The following is a 19,751-nucleotide window of genomic DNA, read 5'->3' on the forward strand; positions in this document are numbered from 1 at the left end:
ACGTGATTGATAAATCCGCCTTTGTGCATCCAACCGCCATTGTGGAAGAGGGCGCGTCGATTGGTGCCAACGCTCACATTGGTCCTTTTTGTATCGTTGGACCCCATGTCGAAATTGGTGAGAATACCGTACTGAAATCTCACGTTGTCGTGAATGGTCATACTAAAATTGGCCGCGACAATGAGATTTATCAGTTCGCCTCCATCGGTGAAGTTAACCAGGATCTGAAATATGCTGGCGAACCGACCCGTGTGGAGATTGGCGATCGTAACCGCATTCGCGAAAGCGTCACCATTCATCGTGGCACAGTCCAGGGCGGTGGATTGACGAAGGTGGGCAGCGACAACTTACTGATGATCAATGCGCACATTGCGCACGATTGTACGGTAGGTAACCGCTGCATTCTCGCCAACAACGCAACGCTGGCGGGGCACGTATCGGTAGACGACTTTGCGATCATCGGCGGCATGACCGCAGTCCATCAGTTCTGCATCATTGGTGCGCATGTGATGGTTGGCGGTTGCTCCGGTGTGGCACAGGACGTCCCTCCTTATGTCATTGCGCAGGGTAACCACGCAACGCCGTTCGGTGTCAATATCGAAGGGCTGAAGCGCCGCGGATTCAGCCGTGAGGCGATTACCGCTATCCGCAATGCGTACAAGCTGATTTATCGCAGCGGTAAAACGCTTGATGAAGTGAAACCGGAAATTGCTGAACTGGCGGAAACGCATCCGGAAGTGAAAGCCTTTGCCGATTTCTTTGCTCGCTCAACGCGCGGTCTGATTCGTTAATGGCTGAACAGCGTCCATTAACGATTGCCCTGGTCGCCGGAGAAACCTCCGGCGATATCCTGGGGGCCGGTTTAATCCGCGCTCTGAAAGAACGTGTGCCCAACGCCCGCTTTGTCGGTGTTGCCGGGCCACGGATGCAGGCTGAAGGCTGCGAAGCCTGGTACGAAATGGAAGAACTGGCGGTGATGGGCATTGTTGAAGTGCTTGGTCGTCTGCGTCGCTTACTGCATATTCGTGCCGATCTGACAAAGCGTTTTGGCGAACTGAAGCCAGATGTTTTTGTTGGCATTGATGCGCCTGACTTCAATATTACCCTCGAAGGTAACCTCAAAAAGCAGGGTATCAAAACCATTCATTATGTCAGTCCGTCCGTGTGGGCGTGGCGACAGAAACGCGTTTTCAAAATAGGCAGAGCCACTGATTTAGTCCTCGCATTTCTGCCTTTCGAAAAAGCGTTTTACGACAAATACAACGTGCCGTGCCGTTTTATCGGCCACACAATGGCTGATGCCATGCCGTTAGATCCAGATAAAAATGCCGCACGAGATGTGTTGGGGATCCCTCACGATGCCCACTGCCTGGCGTTGCTGCCGGGGAGCCGTGGCGCGGAAGTCGAAATGCTTAGTGCCGATTTCCTGAAAACGGCCCAGCTTTTGCGCCAGACATATCCGGATCTTGAGATTGTGGTGCCGCTGGTGAATGCCAAACGCCGCGAGCAGTTTGAACGCATCAAAGCTGAAGTTGCGCCAGACCTGTCGGTTCATTTGCTGGATGGGATGGGCCGTGAGGCGATGGTCGCCAGCGATGCGGCGCTACTGGCGTCGGGCACGGCAGCACTGGAGTGTATGCTGGCGAAATGCCCGATGGTGGTGGGCTATCGTATGAAGCCTTTCACCTTCTGGCTGGCGAAACGGCTGGTGAAAACTGATTATGTCTCACTGCCAAATTTGCTGGCGGGCAGAGAGTTAGTCAAAGAGTTATTGCAGGAAGAGTGTGAGCCGCAAAAACTGGCTGCGGCGCTGTTACCGCTGTTGGCGAATGGTAAAACCAGCCATGCGATGCACGACACTTTCCGCGAGCTGCATCAGCAGATCCGCTGCAATGCCGATGAGCAGGCGGCACAGGCCGTTCTGGAGTTAGCACAATGATCGAATTTGTTTATCCGCATACGCAGCTTGTTGCAGGTGTGGATGAAGTTGGGCGCGGGCCGTTGGTCGGTGCGGTCGTTACCGCTGCCGTGATCCTCGATCCGGCGCGCCCGATTGTCGGGTTGAATGATTCCAAAAAGCTGAGTGAAAAACGCCGTCTGGCGCTCTGTGAAGAGATCAAAGAGAAGGCGTTAAGCTGGAGTCTGGGTCGCGCGGAACCTCATGAAATCGACGAACTGAATATTTTACACGCAACCATGCTGGCGATGCAGCGTGCCGTAGCGGGGCTGCATATTGCGCCGGAATATGTGTTGATTGATGGTAACCGCTGCCCGAAATTACCGATGCCATCGATGGCGGTTGTTAAAGGCGACAGTCGCGTGCCGGAAATCAGTGCGGCGTCTATCCTGGCGAAAGTGACACGCGATGCTGAAATGGCGGAGCTGGACATCATTTACCCACAATATGGATTTGCCCAACACAAAGGGTATCCAACGGCTTTTCATCTGGAAAAACTGGCTGAACACGGTGCGACCGAACACCATCGGCGCAGCTTTGGCCCTGTCAAACGCGCACTGGGACTTGCGTCCTGATTCTTGTGTCGAGATTAAGTAAACCGGAATCTGAAGATGTCTGAACCACGTTTCGTTCACCTACGGGTGCACAGCGACTACTCGATGATCGATGGTCTGGCAAAAACCGCGCCGCTGGTAAAAAAGGCGGCGGCGTTGGGGATGCCGGCACTGGCGATCACTGATTTCACCAACCTTTGCGGTCTGGTGAAGTTCTACGGAGCGGGACATGGCGCAGGGATTAAGCCTATCGTCGGGGCGGATTTTAATGTCCAGTGCGACCTGCTGGGTGATGAGTTAACCCACCTGACGGTGCTGGCGGCGAACAATACCGGCTATCAGAATCTGACGTTGCTGATCTCAAAAGCGTATCAGCGCGGGTATGGTGCCGCCGGGCCGATCATCGATCGCGACTGGCTTATCGAATTAAACGAAGGGTTGATCCTCCTCTCCGGCGGACGCATGGGCGACGTCGGGCGCAGCCTTTTGCGTGGTAACAGCGCACTGGTAGATGAGTGTGTCGCGTTTTATGAAGAGCACTTCCCGGATCGCTATTTTCTCGAATTGATTCGCACCGGCAGGCCGGATGAAGAAAGCTATTTGCACGCGGCGGTGGAACTGGCGGAAAGGCGCGGTTTGCCTGTTGTGGCAACCAACGATGTGCGCTTTATTGACAGCAGTGATTTCGACGCGCACGAAATCCGCGTCGCGATCCACGACGGCTTTACCCTCGACGATCCCAAACGTCCGCGTAACTATTCGCCGCAGCAATATATGCGTAGCGAAGAGGAGATGTGCGAGCTGTTTGCCGACATCCCGGAAGCTCTTGCTAACACCGTGGAGATTGCCAAACGTTGTAACGTGACCGTGCGTCTTGGTGAATACTTCCTGCCGCAGTTCCCGACCGGGGACATGAGCACCGAAGATTATCTGGTTAAGCGAGCAAAAGAAGGTCTGGAAGAGCGTCTGGCATTTTTATTCCCTGACGAAGAAGAACGTCTTAAGCGCCGCCCGGAATATGACGAGCGTCTGGATACTGAACTCCAGGTTATCAACCAGATGGGCTTCCCTGGCTACTTCCTCATCGTTATGGAATTTATCCAGTGGTCGAAGGATAACGGTGTACCGGTAGGGCCTGGCCGTGGTTCCGGTGCGGGGTCACTGGTGGCCTACGCGCTGAAAATCACTGACCTCGATCCGCTAGAATTTGACCTGCTGTTCGAACGTTTCCTTAACCCGGAACGTGTCTCCATGCCTGACTTCGACGTTGACTTCTGTATGGAGAAACGCGACCAGGTTATCGAACATGTGGCGGACATGTACGGTCGCGATGCGGTATCGCAGATCATCACCTTCGGTACGATGGCGGCAAAAGCGGTGATCCGCGACGTAGGTCGCGTGCTGGGGCATCCGTATGGCTTTGTCGATCGTATCTCGAAACTGATCCCGCCAGATCCGGGGATGACGCTGGCGAAAGCGTTTGAAGCCGAGCCGCAGTTGCCAGAAATTTACGAAGCGGATGAAGAAGTTAAGGCGCTGATCGACATGGCGCGTAAACTGGAAGGGGTTACCCGTAACGCGGGTAAACACGCCGGTGGGGTGGTTATCGCGCCGACCAAAATTACCGATTTTGCGCCGCTTTATTGCGATGAAGAAGGCAAACATCCGGTTACTCAGTTTGATAAAAGCGACGTTGAATACGCCGGACTGGTGAAGTTCGACTTCCTCGGCCTGCGTACTCTCACCATCATCAACTGGGCGCTGGAGATGATCAACAAGCGGCGGGCGAAAAATGGCGAGCCGCCGCTGGATATCGCCGCGATCCCGCTGGATGACAAGAAAAGTTTCGACATGCTGCAACGCTCGGAAACCACAGCGGTATTCCAGCTTGAATCGCGCGGCATGAAAGATTTGATCAAGCGTCTACAACCTGACTGCTTCGAAGATATGATCGCACTGGTGGCGCTGTTCCGCCCAGGTCCGTTGCAATCAGGGATGGTGGATAACTTTATCGACCGTAAACATGGTCGCGAGGAGATCTCCTACCCAGACGTGCAGTGGCAGCATGAAAGCCTGAAACCGGTTCTGGAGCCAACTTACGGTATTATCCTGTATCAGGAACAGGTAATGCAGATTGCCCAGGTACTTTCTGGCTATACCCTCGGCGGCGCGGATATGCTGCGTCGTGCGATGGGTAAGAAAAAGCCGGAAGAGATGGCCAAGCAGCGTTCTGTTTTTGCCGAAGGTGCAGAAAAGAACGGCATCAATGCCGAACTGGCGATGAAAATCTTCGACCTGGTAGAGAAATTCGCGGGTTACGGATTTAACAAATCGCACTCTGCGGCCTATGCTTTGGTGTCTTATCAAACGTTATGGCTGAAAGCGCACTATCCGGCAGAGTTTATGGCGGCGGTAATGACTGCCGATATGGACAATACCGAGAAAGTGGTTGGCCTGGTGGATGAGTGCTGGCGGATGGGCCTTAAAATCCTGCCGCCAGATATAAACTCCGGTCTTTACCATTTCCACGTCAACGATGACGGGGAAATCGTGTATGGTATTGGCGCTATCAAAGGGGTGGGTGAAGGGCCAATTGAGGCCATCATCGAAGCCCGTAATAAAGGTGGCTACTTCCGCGAACTGTTTGATCTTTGCGCCCGTACCGACACCAAAAAACTGAACCGGCGGGTGCTGGAAAAACTGATCATGTCAGGGGCATTTGACCGCCTGGGGCCACACCGCGCGGCGTTAATGAACTCGCTGGGCGATGCGTTAAAAGCGGCAGATCAACACGCGAAAGCGGAAGCCATCGGCCAGGCCGATATGTTCGGCGTGCTGGCAGAAGAGCCGGAACAAATTGAACAATCCTACGCTAGCTGCCAGCCGTGGCCGGAGCAGGTGGTGTTAGATGGGGAGCGCGAAACGTTGGGTCTGTACCTGACGGGCCACCCGATCAACCAGTATTTAAAAGAGATTGAGCGTTATGTCGGAGGCGTAAGGCTGAAAGACATGCACCCGACAGAACGTGGTAAAGTCACCACGGCTGCGGGGCTCGTTGTTGCCGCGCGGGTTATGGTCACCAAGCGCGGCAATCGTATCGGTATCTGCACGCTGGATGACCGTTCCGGGCGGCTGGAAGTGATGTTATTTACTGACGCCCTGGATAAATACCAGCAATTGCTGGAAAAAGACCGCATACTTATCGTCAGCGGACAGGTCAGCTTTGATGACTTCAGCGGTGGGCTTAAAATGACCGCTCGCGAAGTGATGGATATTGACGAAGCCCGGGAAAAATATGCTCGCGGGCTTGCTATCTCGCTGACGGACAGGCAAATTGATGACCAGCTTTTAAACCGACTCCGTCAGTCTCTGGAACCCCACCGCTCTGGGACAATTCCAGTACATCTCTACTATCAGAGGGCGGATGCACGTGCACGGTTGCGTTTTGGCGCGACGTGGCGTGTCTCTCCGAGCGATCGTTTGTTAAACGATCTCCGTGGCCTCATTGGTTCGGAGCAGGTGGAACTGGAGTTTGACTAATACAGGAATACTATGAGTCTGAATTTCCTTGATTTTGAACAGCCGATTGCAGAGCTGGAAGCGAAAATCGATTCTCTGACTGCGGTTAGCCGCCAGGATGAGAAACTGGATATTAACATCGATGAAGAAGTGCATCGTCTGCGTGAAAAAAGCGTAGAACTGACGCGTAAAATCTTCGCCGATCTCGGTGCATGGCAGATTGCCCAACTGGCACGCCATCCACAGCGCCCTTATACCCTGGATTACGTTCGCCTGGCATTTGATGAATTTGACGAACTGGCAGGCGACCGCGCGTATGCAGATGACAAAGCTATCGTCGGTGGTATCGCCCGTCTTGACGGTCGTCCGGTGATGATCATTGGTCATCAGAAAGGCCGTGAAACCAAAGAGAAAATTCGTCGTAACTTTGGTATGCCAGCGCCAGAAGGTTACCGCAAAGCACTGCGTCTGATGCAAATGGCTGAACGCTTTAAGATGCCAATCATCACCTTTATCGACACCCCTGGGGCTTATCCGGGTGTGGGCGCAGAAGAACGTGGTCAGTCTGAAGCCATCGCGCGTAACCTGCGTGAAATGTCTCGCCTCGGCGTACCGGTCGTTTGTACGGTTATCGGTGAAGGTGGTTCTGGCGGTGCGCTGGCCATTGGCGTGGGCGATAAAGTGAATATGCTGCAATACAGCACCTATTCCGTTATCTCGCCGGAAGGTTGTGCCTCTATCCTCTGGAAGAGCGCAGACAAGGCCCCGCTGGCGGCTGAAGCGATGGGCATCATCGCTCCGCGTCTGAAAGAACTGAAACTGATTGACTCCATCATCCCGGAACCGTTGGGCGGCGCTCACCGTAACCCGGAAGCGATGGCTGCGTCTCTGAAAGCGCAACTGCTGGCGGATCTGGCCGATCTCGACGTGTTAAGCACTGAAGATTTAAAAAATCGTCGTTATCAGCGACTGATGAGCTACGGTTACGCGTAATCAGCAAATTTTCTGAAAAGGGTCACTTCGGTGGCCTTTTTTTCTATGTAGTTTATTTAGTCATATTATAAATACATTTAGATAATCTTTCTTTCGTTTTCCCCTGCCATAAAATTCTTGAACTCATGTTGATAACTCCGATTTCGGAGGCATATACAAATATACACAGTGGTCAAAAATAATATAAATTTATCAATCTCATAGAATTTTTAAGGATAAAATATGAAAGCAATTTTAGGATTTGATCATCTTCTTATGCCGCGTGTTCTGGTGTTTTTTTACTGGCTGGCTATGGTGCTGACACTGATAGGCGGTGTCTTCTCCATATTTAGCGGAAACATTATCTTAGGGGTAGCTTATACCGTCATTGGCCTTATAAGCTGTCGTATGACTTTCGAATTAATTATGATAGCGTTTAAGAATAACGAATATTTGCGCCGCATTGCCGAGAGTGTTAGCAAGAATAGTGCAGAGTAACCCCCCACAAAGCGCTTCACCAGACCGCATCTCAACCGCTATTACAGGCGTTTGAGATGTTGTTTTAAAATCAGAGTATACTCTAAATAATTCGAGTTGCAGGAAGGCGACAAGCGAGTGAATCACCAGGAGCTTATATAAGTAAGTGACTGGTGTGAGCGAACGCAGACGCAGCACATGCAACTTAAAGTATGACGAGTATAAATGTCTGATTCATCTTTCCTGTAATTTGTGCGTATTATCAATATATAGCGATGCACGTGCGTATCATATCAATGCAGGAGATTCTATGTTGGGTTTAAAACAGGTTCACCATATTGCGATTATTGCGACGGATTATGCGGTGAGCAAAGCCTTCTACTGCGATATTCTCGGCTTCACGCTGCAAAGCGAAGTTTATCGCGAAGCGCGTGATTCGTGGAAAGGGGATTTGGCGCTTAACGGGCAGTACGTGATTGAGCTTTTCTCATTTCCATTCCCACCGGAGCGCCCCAGCCGACCGGAAGCCTGCGGCCTGCGCCATCTGGCATTTAGCGTTGATGATATTGATACGGCAGTGGCGCACCTTGAAAGCCATAATGTGAAATGTGAAGCGATACGTGTCGACCCGTATACGCAAAAACGCTTTACGTTCTTTAACGATCCTGACGGGCTGCCACTGGAACTGTATGAGCAGTAAGGCTTGTCATCGCCGCATTTGCCCGGTAACGTGCCGGGCATCTCTATTGTAGATTCGCACTATCATGACACTCACGCTGAATACTCAACTTCTCGCCTCACGCCAGATTCTGGTGGCCTTTAGTGGCGGACTGGACTCCACCGTTTTACTGCATCAACTGGTGCAGTGGCGGGCTGAAAATCCGGACGTCACGTTACGCGCTATCCATGTGCATCACGGTTTAAGTGCTAATGCTGATGCCTGGGTCGTGCATTGTGAAAATATCTGCCAGCAGTGGCAGGTGCCGCTGGTGGTTGAGCGCGTGCAGCTTGCGCAAGAGGGGTTAGGCATTGAGGCCCAGGCACGGCAGGCGCGTTATCAGGCATTTGCCCGAACGCTGTTACCCGGAGAAGTTCTGGTCACTGCACAACATCTTAACGATCAATGTGAAACCTTTTTGCTGGCGTTAAAACGTGGCAGTGGCCCTGCCGGGCTTTCCGCTATGGGAGAAGTATCTGATTTTGCCGGAACCCGGCTTATCCGCCCGTTGCTCACTCGCACACGTGGAGAGCTGGAGCAGTGGGCACATAAACATGGCTTACGCTGGATTGAAGACGAAAGTAATCAGGACGATAGCTACGATCGTAACTTCCTGCGCCTGCACGTGGTGCCGTTATTACAGCAGCGTTGGCCGCATTTTGCCGAAGCAACGGCACGCAGCGCCACGCTTTGCGCTGAACAAGAGAGCCTGTTGGATGAACTGCTGGCGGATGATTTAGCGCGCTGCCAAACGTCGCAGGGAACGCTACAGATTGCGCCAATGATGGCGATGAGCGATGTCCGCCGCGCGGCGATTATCCGCCGCTGGCTGGCTGGGCTGAATGCGCCGATGCCTTCCCGCGATGCGCTGGTACGGATTTGGCAAGAAGTTGCACTGGCGCGGGAAGATGCTTCCCCCTGTTTGCGCTTTGGCGCGTTTGAAATCCGTCGCTATCTGTCGCAACTGTGGTGGATTAAATCCGTTGCCGGACAAAGCGAAACCATTGTGCCGTGGCTGGCGTGGCAACAGCCGCTGGAATTACCGGTTGATCTGGGAAGTGTGCAGTTTACTGCGGGAGGCGATATTCGCCCTCCGCGTGCAGATGAAGCGGTCAGCGTGCGTTTCAAAGCGTCGGGATTGCTGCACATTGTCGGGCGCAACGGTGGACGTAAGTTAAAGAAAATCTGGCAGGAACTGGGCGTGCCGCCGTGGCTGCGTGATACTACGCCACTGCTGTTTTATGGCGAAACGTTGATTGCGGCAGCGGGAATTTTTGTTACACGTGAAGGCTTTGCTGAAGATGAGGCTGGTGTAAGTTTTTTCTGGCAGAGAAATAGTTAGTTCAGCATAGCCGGATAAGACGCGCTATGCGTCGCATCCGGCAAAAGTGAATCAGGACTCACTCACCACTACCGTACCGATTTCCGGATGGCTAAAGCTGGTAATTTTATCCAGGCGCAACTCGCGGGTTTCGCCAGCGACATCGACGACCAGATATTCCACATTTTTGCGGGACACTAAATCATTGGCTTTACCCTGCAATTTTTCGCCATCTTTCAGCTCCAGCGTCAGCAACAGGTGATGCTGGCAGGCGAGCTCAAGATTATCGTAATCATCACAATTGATAGGTTGATACGTATCATTCATTGACATAATCGCTCACCAGTAAGTTTGCCGCAGCGTATGCTGCTTTTTCCCTGACAGCCTCTGAAAGGGCATCGTCGGCAGCCATTTCATTCAGCACTTTCAAAACGCAGCCCAGCGCGTCCGGAACGTATCCTAAGTCTCCGCTGGCGATTTCCGCGTACCGCTTGCGTATTAACTCACAATATTTTTCCACATGCCCTCCTGTCAGCACTCTGACTTAACCGTGGATGCAAGTCTAAGCCTACGAAGATAAACCCTGTTTCGCAAGGTGACTATACCACACTCATTTCTGCAATATCAGCGCCGCAACTGCACGTATTCCGTTACAATGGCCTCCTGATTCGAAAGGAGTTTTCTTATGGCGCTTAAAGCGACAATTTATAAAGCGACGGTTAATGTGGCCGATCTTGACCGCAACCAGTTTCTCGATGCCTCTCTGACGCTGGCGCGCCACCCTTCAGAAACTCAGGAGCGCATGATGCTGCGCCTTCTGGCATGGCTGAAATATGCCGATGAACGTCTGCAATTTACCCGTGGTTTGTGTGCCGATGACGAGCCGGAAGCGTGGCTGCGTAATGATCATTTAGGTATTGATTTGTGGATTGAACTGGGGCTGCCGGACGAGCGGCGAATTAAGAAAGCCTGCACCCAGGCCGCGGAAGTGGCGCTGTTTGCCTATAATAGTCGGGCGGCGCAGATCTGGTGGCAGCAAAATCAGAACAAATGCGCGCAGTTTGCCAATCTTTCCGTCTGGTATCTGGACGACGAGCAACTGGCAAAAGTGAGTGCCTTTGCCGATCGCACCATGACACTACAGGCAACGATTCAGGACGGCATTATCTGGTTATCGGATGATAAGAATAATCTGGAAGTAAACTTAACTGTCTGGCAACAACCGTCATGATTGTGATTTCCCGACATGTTGCTATCCCCGATGGCGAGCTTGAGATCACCGCCATTCGTGCTCAGGGGGCGGGCGGGCAGCATGTCAATAAGACCTCAACGGCTATTCATCTGCGTTTTGACATTCGGGCCTCCAGCCTGCCAGAGTATTACAAAGAGCGCCTGCTCGCCGCCAGCCATCACCTGATTAGTAGTGATGGTGTGATTGTCATTAAGGCTCAGGAATACCGCAGCCAGGAACTGAACCGCGAAGCGGCGCTGGCCCGACTGGTGGCAGTGATTAAAGAATTAACAACGGTACAAAAATCCCGACGACCGACGCGACCTACCCGTGCATCGAAAGAGCGCAGGCTGGTATCGAAAGCACAAAAATCAACCGTGAAGGCGTTGCGTGGCAAAGTGCGCAGCGGTCGGGAATAAAAAGAAGGAATTGATGGTGAGAAAAGCGATAGTAGCAGCGATGACTGTAATCAGTCTCTTTACTCTAATGGGATGTAATAATCGGGCCGAAGTAGATATGCTTTCCCCAGCGCAGGCCGCCGAGCTGAAACCGATGCCGCAAAGCTGGCGTGGTGTGCTGCCGTGTGCTGATTGTGAAGGGATCGAAACCTCTTTGTTTCTCGAAAAAGATGGAACCTGGGTGATGAATGAGCGCTATCTGGGCGCTCGTGAAGAGCCTTCATCTTTTGCTTCCTACGGTACATGGGCGAGAACCGCAGACAAACTTGTATTAACCGACACTAAAGGCGAAAAGTCATATTATCGGGCAAAAGGTGATGCGCTGGAGATGCTCGATCGTGAAGGTAATCCGATTGAATCGCAGTTCAACTACACACTGGAACCGGCAAAATCCAGCTTGCCCATGACGCCGATGACCATGCGTGGCATGTATTTTTATATGGCTGACGCAGCAACTTTTACTGATTGTGCGACCGGAAAACGATTCGCGGTGGCAAATAACGCAGAGCTGGAACGAGGCTATCTGGCTGCTCGCGGCAGCAGTGAAAAACCGGTGCTGCTGTCAGTAGAAGGTCACTTTACGCTTGAGGCTAATCCGGATATCGGGGCACCGACTAAGGTATTAGCGCCCGATACGGCTGGTAAATTTTTCCCGAACCAGGATTGCAGTAGTTTGGGGCAGTAAACCTGCTTGTGGCAGAAACAAACGCAAAATTGCCTGATGCGCTACGCTTATCAGGCCTACAGAGTAGATTGCAATGTTTTGAATTAGCACGATTTTGTAGGTCGAATAAGATGTTCACACCGCATCCGGCATTCTGTGCACAACGCCTGATGCGACGCTGGCGCGTCTTATCATGCCTACAAAACACCCCCATTCCTTAGGAGTGATCAAACGTTTAATCCACATCCGGCATAAACACTCTGAGACTGGCTTTTATCACCGGGTCAGTCCAACGAAGCGACCCGTTTTGATATAAATCCCTGGTTTCAGATGCCCAACATACTGTAACTGTGCTTCTGGCCTAAACGCAGAGACATCGCCAGCACGCATATGCATCAGATCGGCAGGACTAATCCAACCTGACTGCGCCAGCGTAAGCGGATGCCCGGCTTTGGCAAATGCATCCGTGACAAATTCCGAACAAAACCACGATTTTTTGTCCCCCTCGCCAACACTGCTTAACTGCGCTTTCGCCAGGCCGCTGACGCACTGTTGGCGGAAATCTGCGGAAAAAGGATTCAGTGAGCACATCTGGCGGGTCACCATAAACGGAATAAATTCGACAATGCCGCGATAGTTATACCCGCTATCTTTGATTTTGTTGGCGAACGCGGTGATATCTGTGGCTTGTTGCGGGGTAAGATCCGGGGCTCGTAAGACGAAAAGCTTATCACTATGCTTCATGGCTTTTTTCAGGGAAACAATCTGGACGCCAGCGCCTGTCGCTTCTGCGACGTTATTATCACCTAAATAGATGGCAACGTGACTCACCGAGGAAGTGCTGAAGACGCGGATACCGAATGAGGTTATCCCAAGGCTTGAGGAGAACAGCAAATCGCCGGGCTTGAGGTCAGATTCAGTTATTTCAGTTATTGATTGTTCGGTAAAAGAGCTTTGATGCTGGAATTTGACTGCCCATGTTTTCGCCTCGGCATCTACCGCTGTGGCTGATGAGTCTGGCTGACTAATATCAACGGTACAGGCCGAAAGTAAAAGAAAGCAAGGGAGAAGCAGACGACAGTACGCCTTTGGTTTATTCATTTTATACAATCCATGTAAAAAAGGGTCCTGAAATTCAGGACCCTTTCTGGCATCAGCCTTTAATCTGTTTCACCAGATAATCGACGATGTCACCGGTCTTAATTAATTGCTTCTCGCCGTTACGACGGTATTTGTATTCGATATCGTCGTTGTCGAGGTTACGGTCGCCCAGCACGATAGTGTGTGGAATACCGATCAGTTCCATATCGGCAAACATCACGCCCGGACGTTCTTTACGGTCATCCAGCAGGACTTCGATTCCCTGCGCACGCAGTTCGCTGTAAAGTTTCTCGGCCAGTTCTTGTACGCGGAAGGATTTGTGCATGTTCATCGGCAGAATAGCTACCTGGAACGGTGCGATCGCGTCAGGCCATACGATGCCGCGCTCGTCGTAGTTTTGCTCAATCGCCGCAGCCACTACACGCGTAACCCCAATACCGTAGCACCCCATAGTCAGGATCTGGTTGCGGCCATCTTCGCCCTGTACGGAGGCTTTCAGAGCTTCAGAATACTTAGTACCCAACTGGAAGATGTGACCGACTTCGATACCGCGTTTGATCAGCAGCGTACCCTGACCATCCGGGCTTGGATCGCCAGCCACTACGTTACGGATGTCAGCAACTTCCGGGGTTGCGACATCGCGATCCCAGTTGATACCAAAGTAGTGTTTACCGTCGATGTTAGCACCGGCAGCAAAATCACTCATCGCCGCAACGGTACGGTCAATTACAACCGGAATCGGCATGTTTACCGGACCCAGTGAACCCGGGCCTGCTTTAACGACGGCACGAATTTCTTCTTCGGTTGCGAAAGTCAGCGGGCTGGCAACCTGCGGCAGTTTCTCCGCTTTTACTTCGTTCAGTTCGTGGTCACCGCGCACCAGCAGCGCAACCAGCGGGAAGCTGCTGCCTTCAACGGCTTTAACCAGCAGTGTTTTAACGGTTTTTTCAATCGGCAGATTGAACTGTTCAACCAGTTCAGCGATGGTTTTCGCGTTCGGTGTATCAACCAGCGTCATTTCCTGAGTTGCAGCAGCGCGCGGTTCTTTCGGCGCGATAGCTTCTGCCAGTTCAATGTTAGCTGCGTAGTCAGAGGTGTCGGAGAAGACCACATCGTCTTCACCGCTCTGTGCCAGCACCTGGAATTCGTGAGAGGCGCTGCCGCCGATAGAACCGGTGTCGGCCTGTACGGCGCGGAAATCCAGCCCCATACGGCTGAAGATTTTGCTGTAGGCCGCATACATTGCATCGTAGGTTTCCTGCAAGGATTCCTGAGAAGTGTGGAAAGAGTAAGCATCTTTCATCAGGAATTCGCGGGAACGCATGACGCCGAAACGTGGACGAACTTCATCACGGAACTTGGTCTGGATCTGATAGAAGTTCAGCGGTAACTGTTTGTAAGAACTCAGCTCATTACGAATCAGGTCGGTAATAACTTCTTCATGAGTTGGGCCGAGTACGAACGGACGCTCGCCACGGTCAACAAAACGCAGCAGTTCCGGACCGTACTGTTCCCAACGACCACTCTCTTGCCACAGATCGGCTGGCTGAACCACTGGCATCGACACCTCGATCGCACCGGCGTTGTTCATCTCTTCACGCACGATGTTTTCGACTTTTTTCAGAACGCGCACGCCGGTCGGCAGCCAGGTATATAACCCGGAGGCCAGCTTGCGGATCATCCCGGCGCGTAGCATCAGTTGATGGCTGATCACCTCGGCGTCGGCAGGTGTCTCCTTGAGAGTGGAGAGCAGGTATTGGCTAGTACGCATGTTGTTACGGTTCCAGTTGGAAGGTAGAACAGGCTCAAGGCGAGCCTGGGACAAAAAAAGTGATTTAGTTTACCAGTGCAGAAGAAATGTCAAAAGAGAAGGGCGTGAATTTAACGCGCTTCCAGCGCAAAGACTTCAAAACCAGTCTCGGTGACTCGCCAGCGGACGTTAAAATCATGCAGCCAGACGGCATAGGTTTTACCCGTGTCTTCACCTTTACGATAGGCCGGGCGCGGGTCCTGCGCCAGTACTTCGCGGATAAACAGCGTTAACTGCGGATAACGCTTCTCCAGCGTCAAAAGTTGCTTTTCGACGTCTGCGGTAAATCTCACCGCCATCTCTGCTACTGGCGCGCTTTGCGCATAGCTGGCGCTGGCATCGGGAAGCGATTCGGCAAAGGGGAGGTAAGGTTTTATATCTACCACCGGCGTACCATCGACCAGATCCAGACCGCCGAGCTTCAGAATCACGTTATCTTTATGGCAAACAACCTCTTTCAGCTCTACCAGTGACATCCCAATCGGGTTAGGGCGAAAAGTAGAACGCGTGGCGAAAACGCCCATTCTGGCGTTACCGCCGAGACGAGGCGGACGCACAGTCGGGCGCCAGCCACCTTCCATCGTTTGATGAAAGACGAAAAGGATCCATAAATGGCTGAACGCTTCCAGGCCGCGTACGGCATCGGCCTGGTTGTAAGGAGCAATAAGGTGCAGTTCTCCGTTGGCGCTTTTTACCAGCCCAGGCTGGCGCGGAACGGCGAATTTTTCTTTATAGGGTGAGCGAATAACACCTATTTGCTCAAACTGGAAACTGCTCATTTCGCCGTAATGTTAAGCGCTGAACCGATGCACACAGCCTGACGATAGCAGCCTGGCGTACCGCTGGTGACTTCACAGCTATGCAGTAATACCGCATTGGCTTTCATTTTGGAGGCATTGATTTGCATCCGCTTACGTGCGGTTGGGATGCTCGGTGGAGAATCCTGATTAGAGGCCTGGCAAGAGTCGCCACTGACTTCACCGAGATCGCGGAACGGTTTGCCGACTAATTCTTCAGCATTGGTATAAATTCGGACCGGCGTGGCGCGCGGCGCTTTCGGTTTTGCAGGCTCCGCTTTCGGCTGGGGTGCAGTGCTTTGAACGGATTCGACAGGGGATCTGCTTAACATAGAACAGCCGCTTAGCATGAGTGCTAATAAACAGATCGGTAAAGCACGCATAGTATTTCCTCAATGTATGATCAAAACGTCAATATTGAATCAGGCGCTTGTAAAAATGACAAGACGGGCAAGCGCCCGTCCTGAATGATATTACAAATTGTGGAAACAGCCTAAAAATTACCAGCCTTTAACCGCACCGCCGTTAAACACTTTATTTGCCGCTTCATAAACTTCATCAGACTGATAAGCCTGGACGAATTTCTTCACGTTTTCCGCGTCTTTGTTATCTTCACGGGTCACGATCAGGTTTACGTAAGGAGACTCTTTGTCTTCCACGAAGATACCGTCTTTCGCCGGAGTCAGGCCAATCTGGCTGGCATAGGTGGTGTTGATAACCGCCAGAGCAATCTGTGCATCGTCCAGGGAACGTGGCAATTGCGGTGCTTCCAGCTCAACAATTTTCAGATTTTTAGGATTCTCAACCACATCAAGCACGGTCGGCAGCAGACCTACGCCATCTTTCAGCTTGATCAACCCCACTTTTTGCAGCAGCAGCAGTGAACGGCCGAGGTTAGTCGGATCATTCGGTACGGCAACCTGTGCTTCATTGGGTAGTTCATCCAGTGATTTGATTTTCTTGGAATAACCGGCAATCGGATAAACAAAAGTATTGCCTACTGCAACCAGTTTGTAGCCACGATCCTTCAGTTGCTGATCGAGGTACGGTTTGTGCTGGAAGGCGTTGGCGTCGATATCGCCTTTGCTTAATGCTTCGTTCGGTAGCACGTAGTCGTTGAAGGTGACCAGCTCAACGTCCAGGCCATATTTGTCTTTCGCAACTTTCTGCGCGACTTCTGCAACTTGCTGTTCGGCACCGACAATCACGCCGACTTTAATGTGGTTTGGATCTTTTTCATCCTGACCGCAGCCTACCAGTGCCAGTGATCCAATCAGGGCTCCCACTGCCGCAAAGGTTTTGAGTTTGAACGCCATACCTTATTCCTTCTTCAATTATTTATGTTGTGTTGAACGTTACTTGCGAGTGACAGCCCGGACGATGCGATCGCCTGCGAACTGAATTAAATAAACCAGAATGACCAGCAATACCAGCACTGTATTCATCACCGTTGCGTTATAGCCGATGTAACCATATTGATAGCCAATCTGACCCAAACCACCGGCTCCGACTGCACCACCCATCGCGGAATAACCGACCAGAGTAATCAGGGTGATAGTTGCGGCATTTACCAGACCCGGCAACGCCTCTGGTAACAGCACTTTGCGCACGATCTGCATCGGTGTGGCACCCATTGCGCGGGAGGCTTCAATCAACCCGGTTGGGATCTCCAGCAGGGCGTTTTCGACCATACGGGCAATAAACGGTGCTGCGCCAACTGTCAGCGGAACAATCGCCGCCTGCAAACCAATCGATGTGCCGACAATAATGCGAGTAAACGGAATCATCCATACCAGTAAAATAATGAACGGAATGGAACGGAAAATGTTCACAATCGCAGATACGGTACGATACAACTTCGCGTTAGCAATAATTTGCCCCGGACGTGTGACATAAAGCAGGACGCCAACCGGCAGACCAATCACAAAACCGAAAAAACCGGATACGAAGGTCATTGCCAGCGTTTCCCATACGCCACGAACCAGCAACCACATCATCGGCTCAGACATAACCTAGTACCTCTACTTTTACATGGTGTTCTTGCAGCCAGGCAATGGCGGCTTGCGTATCTTGTTGTGTACCGTGCATTTCGGTCAGCATGATGCCGAACTTAACGCCTCCGGCGTAATCCATCTGCGCGCTAATAATGTTGTTATTAACGTTGAAACGACGTGCGGTTTCAGAAAGCAACGGGGCATCTACTGACTGACCGGTAAACTCCAGGCGCAGCATGGGGACACAATCAGTGAACGGCTCCGCTTGCAGACGTTCCTGATAATCTTCCGGGATATCCAGATGCAGGGTCGACTGAATAAATTTCTGTGCCAGCGGCGTTTTCGGATGCGAGAACACTTCACTTACTGTGTCTTGCTCGATCAACTCACCATTACTGATAACCGCCACGCAATCACAAATACGCTTCACAACGTCCATTTCGTGGGTGATTAACAGAATCGTCAAACCCAGACGGCGGTTGATGTCTTTCAGCAGTTCGAGAATAGAACGCGTGGTTGCCGGGTCCAGTGCGCTGGTGGCCTCATCGCACAGCAACACTTTGGGATTGCTGGCTAATGCGCGAGCAATCGCCACACGCTGTTTCTGCCCACCGGAAAGATTCGACGGGTAGCTATCATGTTTGTCGCCAAGACCAACCAGCGCCAGTAATTCCGTCACGCGACGTTTGATCTCCTCTTTTGGCGTGTTGTCCAGCTCCAGCGGCAGTGCCACGTTACCAAAAACAGTACGCGAAGAGAGCAGGTTAAAGTGCTGGAAAATCATGCCAATATGACGGCGTGCTTTGGTCAACTCGGATTCTGACAGCGTGGTCAGTTCCTGGCCATCGACCAGAACGCTACCCTCGGTTGGGCGCTCCAGCAGGTTTACACAACGGATAAGCGTACTCTTACCCGCGCCAGAGGCACCGATAACGCCATAAATTTGTCCGGCTGGCACATGCAGACTGACGTTGTTTAACGCCTGGATAGTGCGGGTGCCCTGGTGGAACACTTTGGTGATATTCGAAAGTTTTATCATTGATTATTTATTATCGTCATTAAGTTAGTCGTGGCATTTCGACTGCCTGATACGGTCAAAGCCGTCAATGAAATGGATGTTAAGGCATCCAGACGTCTAAATCAATCAGGTTTATACGAAGAGCACTTTCTTGCAGGTCGAAACATGCGATACTAGCGGCACATGCCTTATTAAGGAGCTATAAAAGGTGGCGAAGAGCGTACCCGCAATTTTTCTTGACCGTGACGGCACCATTAATGTCGATCACGGCTATGTCCATGAGATCGATAACTTTGAATTTATCGACGGTGTCATTGACGCCATGCGTGAGCTTAAAAAAATGGGCTTTGCGCTGGTGGTGGTAACGAACCAGTCTGGTATTGCGCGCGGCAAATTTACTGAAGCGCAGTTTGAAACGCTGACCGAGTGGATGGACTGGTCGCTGGCGGACCGTGATGTCGATCTGGATGGCATCTATTATTGCCCGCATCATCCGCAGGGCAGTGTTGAAGAGTTTCGCCAGGTCTGCGATTGCCGTAAACCACATCCAGGAATGCTTTTGTCAGCACGCGATTATTTGCATATTGATATGGCCGCTTCTTATATGGTGGGCGATAAATTAGAAGATATGCAGGCAGCGGCTGCGGCGAACGTGGGAACAAAAGTGCTGGTGCGTACGGGGAAACCTGTTACCCCTGAAGCTGAAAATGCAGCGGATTGGGTGTTAAATAGCCTGGCAGACCTGCCGCAAGCGATAAAAAAGCAGCAAAAATCGGCGTAACGATTAAAAGATGAGCGGTTGAAATAAAAATGCATTTTTCCGCTTGTCTTCCTGAAACGACTCCCTATAATGCGCCTCCATCGACACGGCGGATGTGAATCACTTCACACAAACAGCCGGTTCGGTTGAAGAGAAAAAATCCTGAAATTCAGGGTTGACTCTGAAAGAGGAAAGCGTAATATACGCCACCTCGCGACAGTGAGCTGAAAGCCGCGTCGCAACTGCTCTTTAACAATTTATCAGACAATCTGTGTGGGCACTCGAAGATACGGATTCTTAACGTCGCAAGACGCTAAATGAATACCAAGTCTCAAGAGTGAACACGTAATTCATTACGAAGTTTAATTCTTTGAGCATCAAACTTTTAAATTGAAGAGTT

The 19,751-nt window shown here is 51.6% G+C and carries 21 protein-coding genes; 12 read left to right on the forward strand and 9 right to left on the reverse strand.

Annotation, left to right across the window (positions count from 1 at the left end):
- Nucleotides 1-2 precede the first annotated feature (2 nt).
- The 8 genes from lpxA (at nucleotide 3) to tilS (ending at nucleotide 9,539) form a co-directional block, all read left to right on the forward strand.
- A complete protein-coding gene (gene lpxA / locus A1SC_RS02340) occupies nucleotides 3-791 on the forward strand; it encodes an acyl-ACP--UDP-N-acetylglucosamine O-acyltransferase (protein WP_000565976.1) in 789 nt (262 codons plus the stop codon).
- Nucleotides 791-1,939, forward strand: a complete 1,149-nt coding sequence (lpxB, locus tag A1SC_RS02335) for a lipid-A-disaccharide synthase (RefSeq protein WP_000840596.1) — start codon at nucleotides 791-793, stop codon at nucleotides 1,937-1,939. Before lpxA ends, lpxB begins: the two co-directional genes overlap by 1 nt.
- On the forward strand, nucleotides 1,936-2,532 hold the full coding sequence (rnhB, locus tag A1SC_RS02330; protein WP_000569435.1) for a ribonuclease HII: 597 nt from the start codon (nucleotides 1,936-1,938) through the stop codon (nucleotides 2,530-2,532). Before lpxB ends, rnhB begins: the two co-directional genes overlap by 4 nt.
- A gap of 36 nt (nucleotides 2,533-2,568) precedes the next feature.
- Nucleotides 2,569-6,051 (forward strand): DNA polymerase III subunit alpha, encoded by a 3,483-nt coding sequence (gene dnaE, locus A1SC_RS02325; protein WP_001294787.1) that lies wholly within the window; start codon nucleotides 2,569-2,571, stop codon nucleotides 6,049-6,051.
- 12 nt (nucleotides 6,052-6,063) lie between these two features.
- The gene (gene accA / locus A1SC_RS02320) at nucleotides 6,064-7,023 is read left to right on the forward strand and encodes an acetyl-CoA carboxylase carboxyl transferase subunit alpha (RefSeq protein ID WP_000055741.1); all 960 of its coding nucleotides are present in this window, start codon (nucleotides 6,064-6,066) and stop codon (nucleotides 7,021-7,023) included.
- Between the two features lie 222 nt (nucleotides 7,024-7,245).
- Nucleotides 7,246-7,500: a DUF4282 domain-containing protein gene (locus A1SC_RS02315; protein WP_000644312.1), complete on the forward strand. Its 255-nt coding sequence runs from the start codon at nucleotides 7,246-7,248 to the stop codon at nucleotides 7,498-7,500.
- A gap of 289 nt (nucleotides 7,501-7,789) precedes the next feature.
- Nucleotides 7,790-8,179: a VOC family protein gene (locus tag A1SC_RS02310; protein ID WP_000901101.1), complete on the forward strand. Its 390-nt coding sequence runs from the start codon at nucleotides 7,790-7,792 to the stop codon at nucleotides 8,177-8,179.
- A gap of 64 nt (nucleotides 8,180-8,243) precedes the next feature.
- Nucleotides 8,244-9,539, forward strand: a complete 1,296-nt coding sequence (gene tilS, locus A1SC_RS02305) for a tRNA lysidine(34) synthetase TilS (RefSeq protein ID WP_016262894.1) — start codon at nucleotides 8,244-8,246, stop codon at nucleotides 9,537-9,539.
- A gap of 51 nt (nucleotides 9,540-9,590) precedes the next feature.
- Here tilS and rof read toward each other — a convergent pair whose 3' ends face one another.
- Both rof and A1SC_RS02295 read right to left on the reverse strand, forming a co-directional pair.
- On the reverse strand, nucleotides 9,591-9,851 hold the full coding sequence (rof, locus tag A1SC_RS02300; protein WP_001517780.1) for a Rho-binding antiterminator: 261 nt from the start codon (nucleotides 9,849-9,851) through the stop codon (nucleotides 9,591-9,593).
- Nucleotides 9,838-10,038 (reverse strand): YaeP family protein, encoded by a 201-nt coding sequence (locus tag A1SC_RS02295; RefSeq protein ID WP_000417058.1) that lies wholly within the window; start codon nucleotides 10,036-10,038, stop codon nucleotides 9,838-9,840. Before A1SC_RS02295 ends, rof begins: the two co-directional genes overlap by 14 nt.
- Nucleotides 10,039-10,203: 165 nt before the next feature.
- Here A1SC_RS02295 and A1SC_RS02290 point away from each other — a divergent pair, with 165 nt between their 5' ends.
- The 3 genes from A1SC_RS02290 to nlpE are packed head-to-tail and all read left to right on the forward strand — an operon-like array spanning nucleotide 10,204 to nucleotide 11,892.
- The gene (locus tag A1SC_RS02290) at nucleotides 10,204-10,749 is read left to right on the forward strand and encodes a YaeQ family protein (RefSeq protein WP_001185278.1); all 546 of its coding nucleotides are present in this window, start codon (nucleotides 10,204-10,206) and stop codon (nucleotides 10,747-10,749) included.
- The gene (arfB, locus tag A1SC_RS02285) at nucleotides 10,746-11,168 is read left to right on the forward strand and encodes an alternative ribosome rescue aminoacyl-tRNA hydrolase ArfB (protein ID WP_000635552.1); all 423 of its coding nucleotides are present in this window, start codon (nucleotides 10,746-10,748) and stop codon (nucleotides 11,166-11,168) included. The genes A1SC_RS02290 and arfB overlap by 4 nt, the downstream gene beginning before the upstream one ends.
- Nucleotides 11,169-11,181: 13 nt before the next feature.
- Nucleotides 11,182-11,892, forward strand: coding sequence for an envelope stress response activation lipoprotein NlpE (gene nlpE / locus A1SC_RS02280; protein ID WP_000251764.1), 711 nt, complete (start codon nucleotides 11,182-11,184; stop codon nucleotides 11,890-11,892).
- A gap of 255 nt (nucleotides 11,893-12,147) precedes the next feature.
- Here the strand turns inward: nlpE and A1SC_RS02275 are convergent, their stop codons facing one another.
- From A1SC_RS02275 to metN, 7 genes are all read right to left on the reverse strand, one after another.
- Nucleotides 12,148-12,972, reverse strand: coding sequence for a YaeF family permuted papain-like enzyme (locus A1SC_RS02275; RefSeq protein WP_016262895.1), 825 nt, complete (start codon nucleotides 12,970-12,972; stop codon nucleotides 12,148-12,150).
- Nucleotides 12,973-13,024: 52 nt separating this feature from the next.
- Nucleotides 13,025-14,743: a proline--tRNA ligase gene (gene proS / locus A1SC_RS02270; protein WP_001260711.1), complete on the reverse strand. Its 1,719-nt coding sequence runs from the start codon at nucleotides 14,741-14,743 to the stop codon at nucleotides 13,025-13,027.
- A gap of 110 nt (nucleotides 14,744-14,853) precedes the next feature.
- A complete protein-coding gene (tsaA, locus tag A1SC_RS02265) occupies nucleotides 14,854-15,561 on the reverse strand; it encodes a tRNA (N6-threonylcarbamoyladenosine(37)-N6)-methyltransferase TrmO (protein ID WP_000094002.1) in 708 nt (235 codons plus the stop codon).
- Nucleotides 15,558-15,962 (reverse strand): Rcs stress response system protein RcsF, encoded by a 405-nt coding sequence (gene rcsF, locus A1SC_RS02260; RefSeq protein WP_001202319.1) that lies wholly within the window; start codon nucleotides 15,960-15,962, stop codon nucleotides 15,558-15,560. The genes tsaA and rcsF overlap by 4 nt, the downstream gene beginning before the upstream one ends.
- 117 nt (nucleotides 15,963-16,079) lie before the next feature.
- A complete protein-coding gene (metQ, locus tag A1SC_RS02255) occupies nucleotides 16,080-16,895 on the reverse strand; it encodes a methionine ABC transporter substrate-binding lipoprotein MetQ (RefSeq protein WP_000874673.1) in 816 nt (271 codons plus the stop codon).
- 39 nt (nucleotides 16,896-16,934) lie between these two features.
- Complete coding sequence (locus tag A1SC_RS02250) at nucleotides 16,935-17,588, reverse strand: methionine ABC transporter permease MetI (protein WP_001517783.1); 654 nt, start codon at nucleotides 17,586-17,588, stop codon at nucleotides 16,935-16,937.
- A complete protein-coding gene (gene metN / locus A1SC_RS02245; RefSeq protein WP_000593986.1) occupies nucleotides 17,581-18,612 on the reverse strand; it encodes a methionine ABC transporter ATP-binding protein MetN in 1,032 nt (343 codons plus the stop codon). Before metN ends, A1SC_RS02250 begins: the two co-directional genes overlap by 8 nt.
- Before the next feature lie 187 nt (nucleotides 18,613-18,799).
- Between metN and gmhB the strand changes: the two genes are divergently transcribed.
- Complete coding sequence (gene gmhB / locus A1SC_RS02240) at nucleotides 18,800-19,372, forward strand: D-glycero-beta-D-manno-heptose 1,7-bisphosphate 7-phosphatase (RefSeq protein WP_001140179.1); 573 nt, start codon at nucleotides 18,800-18,802, stop codon at nucleotides 19,370-19,372.
- Nucleotides 19,373-19,751: the final 379 nt, after the last annotated feature.

This window comes from Escherichia sp. KTE52 (assembly GCF_000408325.1).
Classification (GTDB): Bacteria; Pseudomonadota; Gammaproteobacteria; order Enterobacterales; family Enterobacteriaceae; genus Escherichia; species Escherichia marmotae.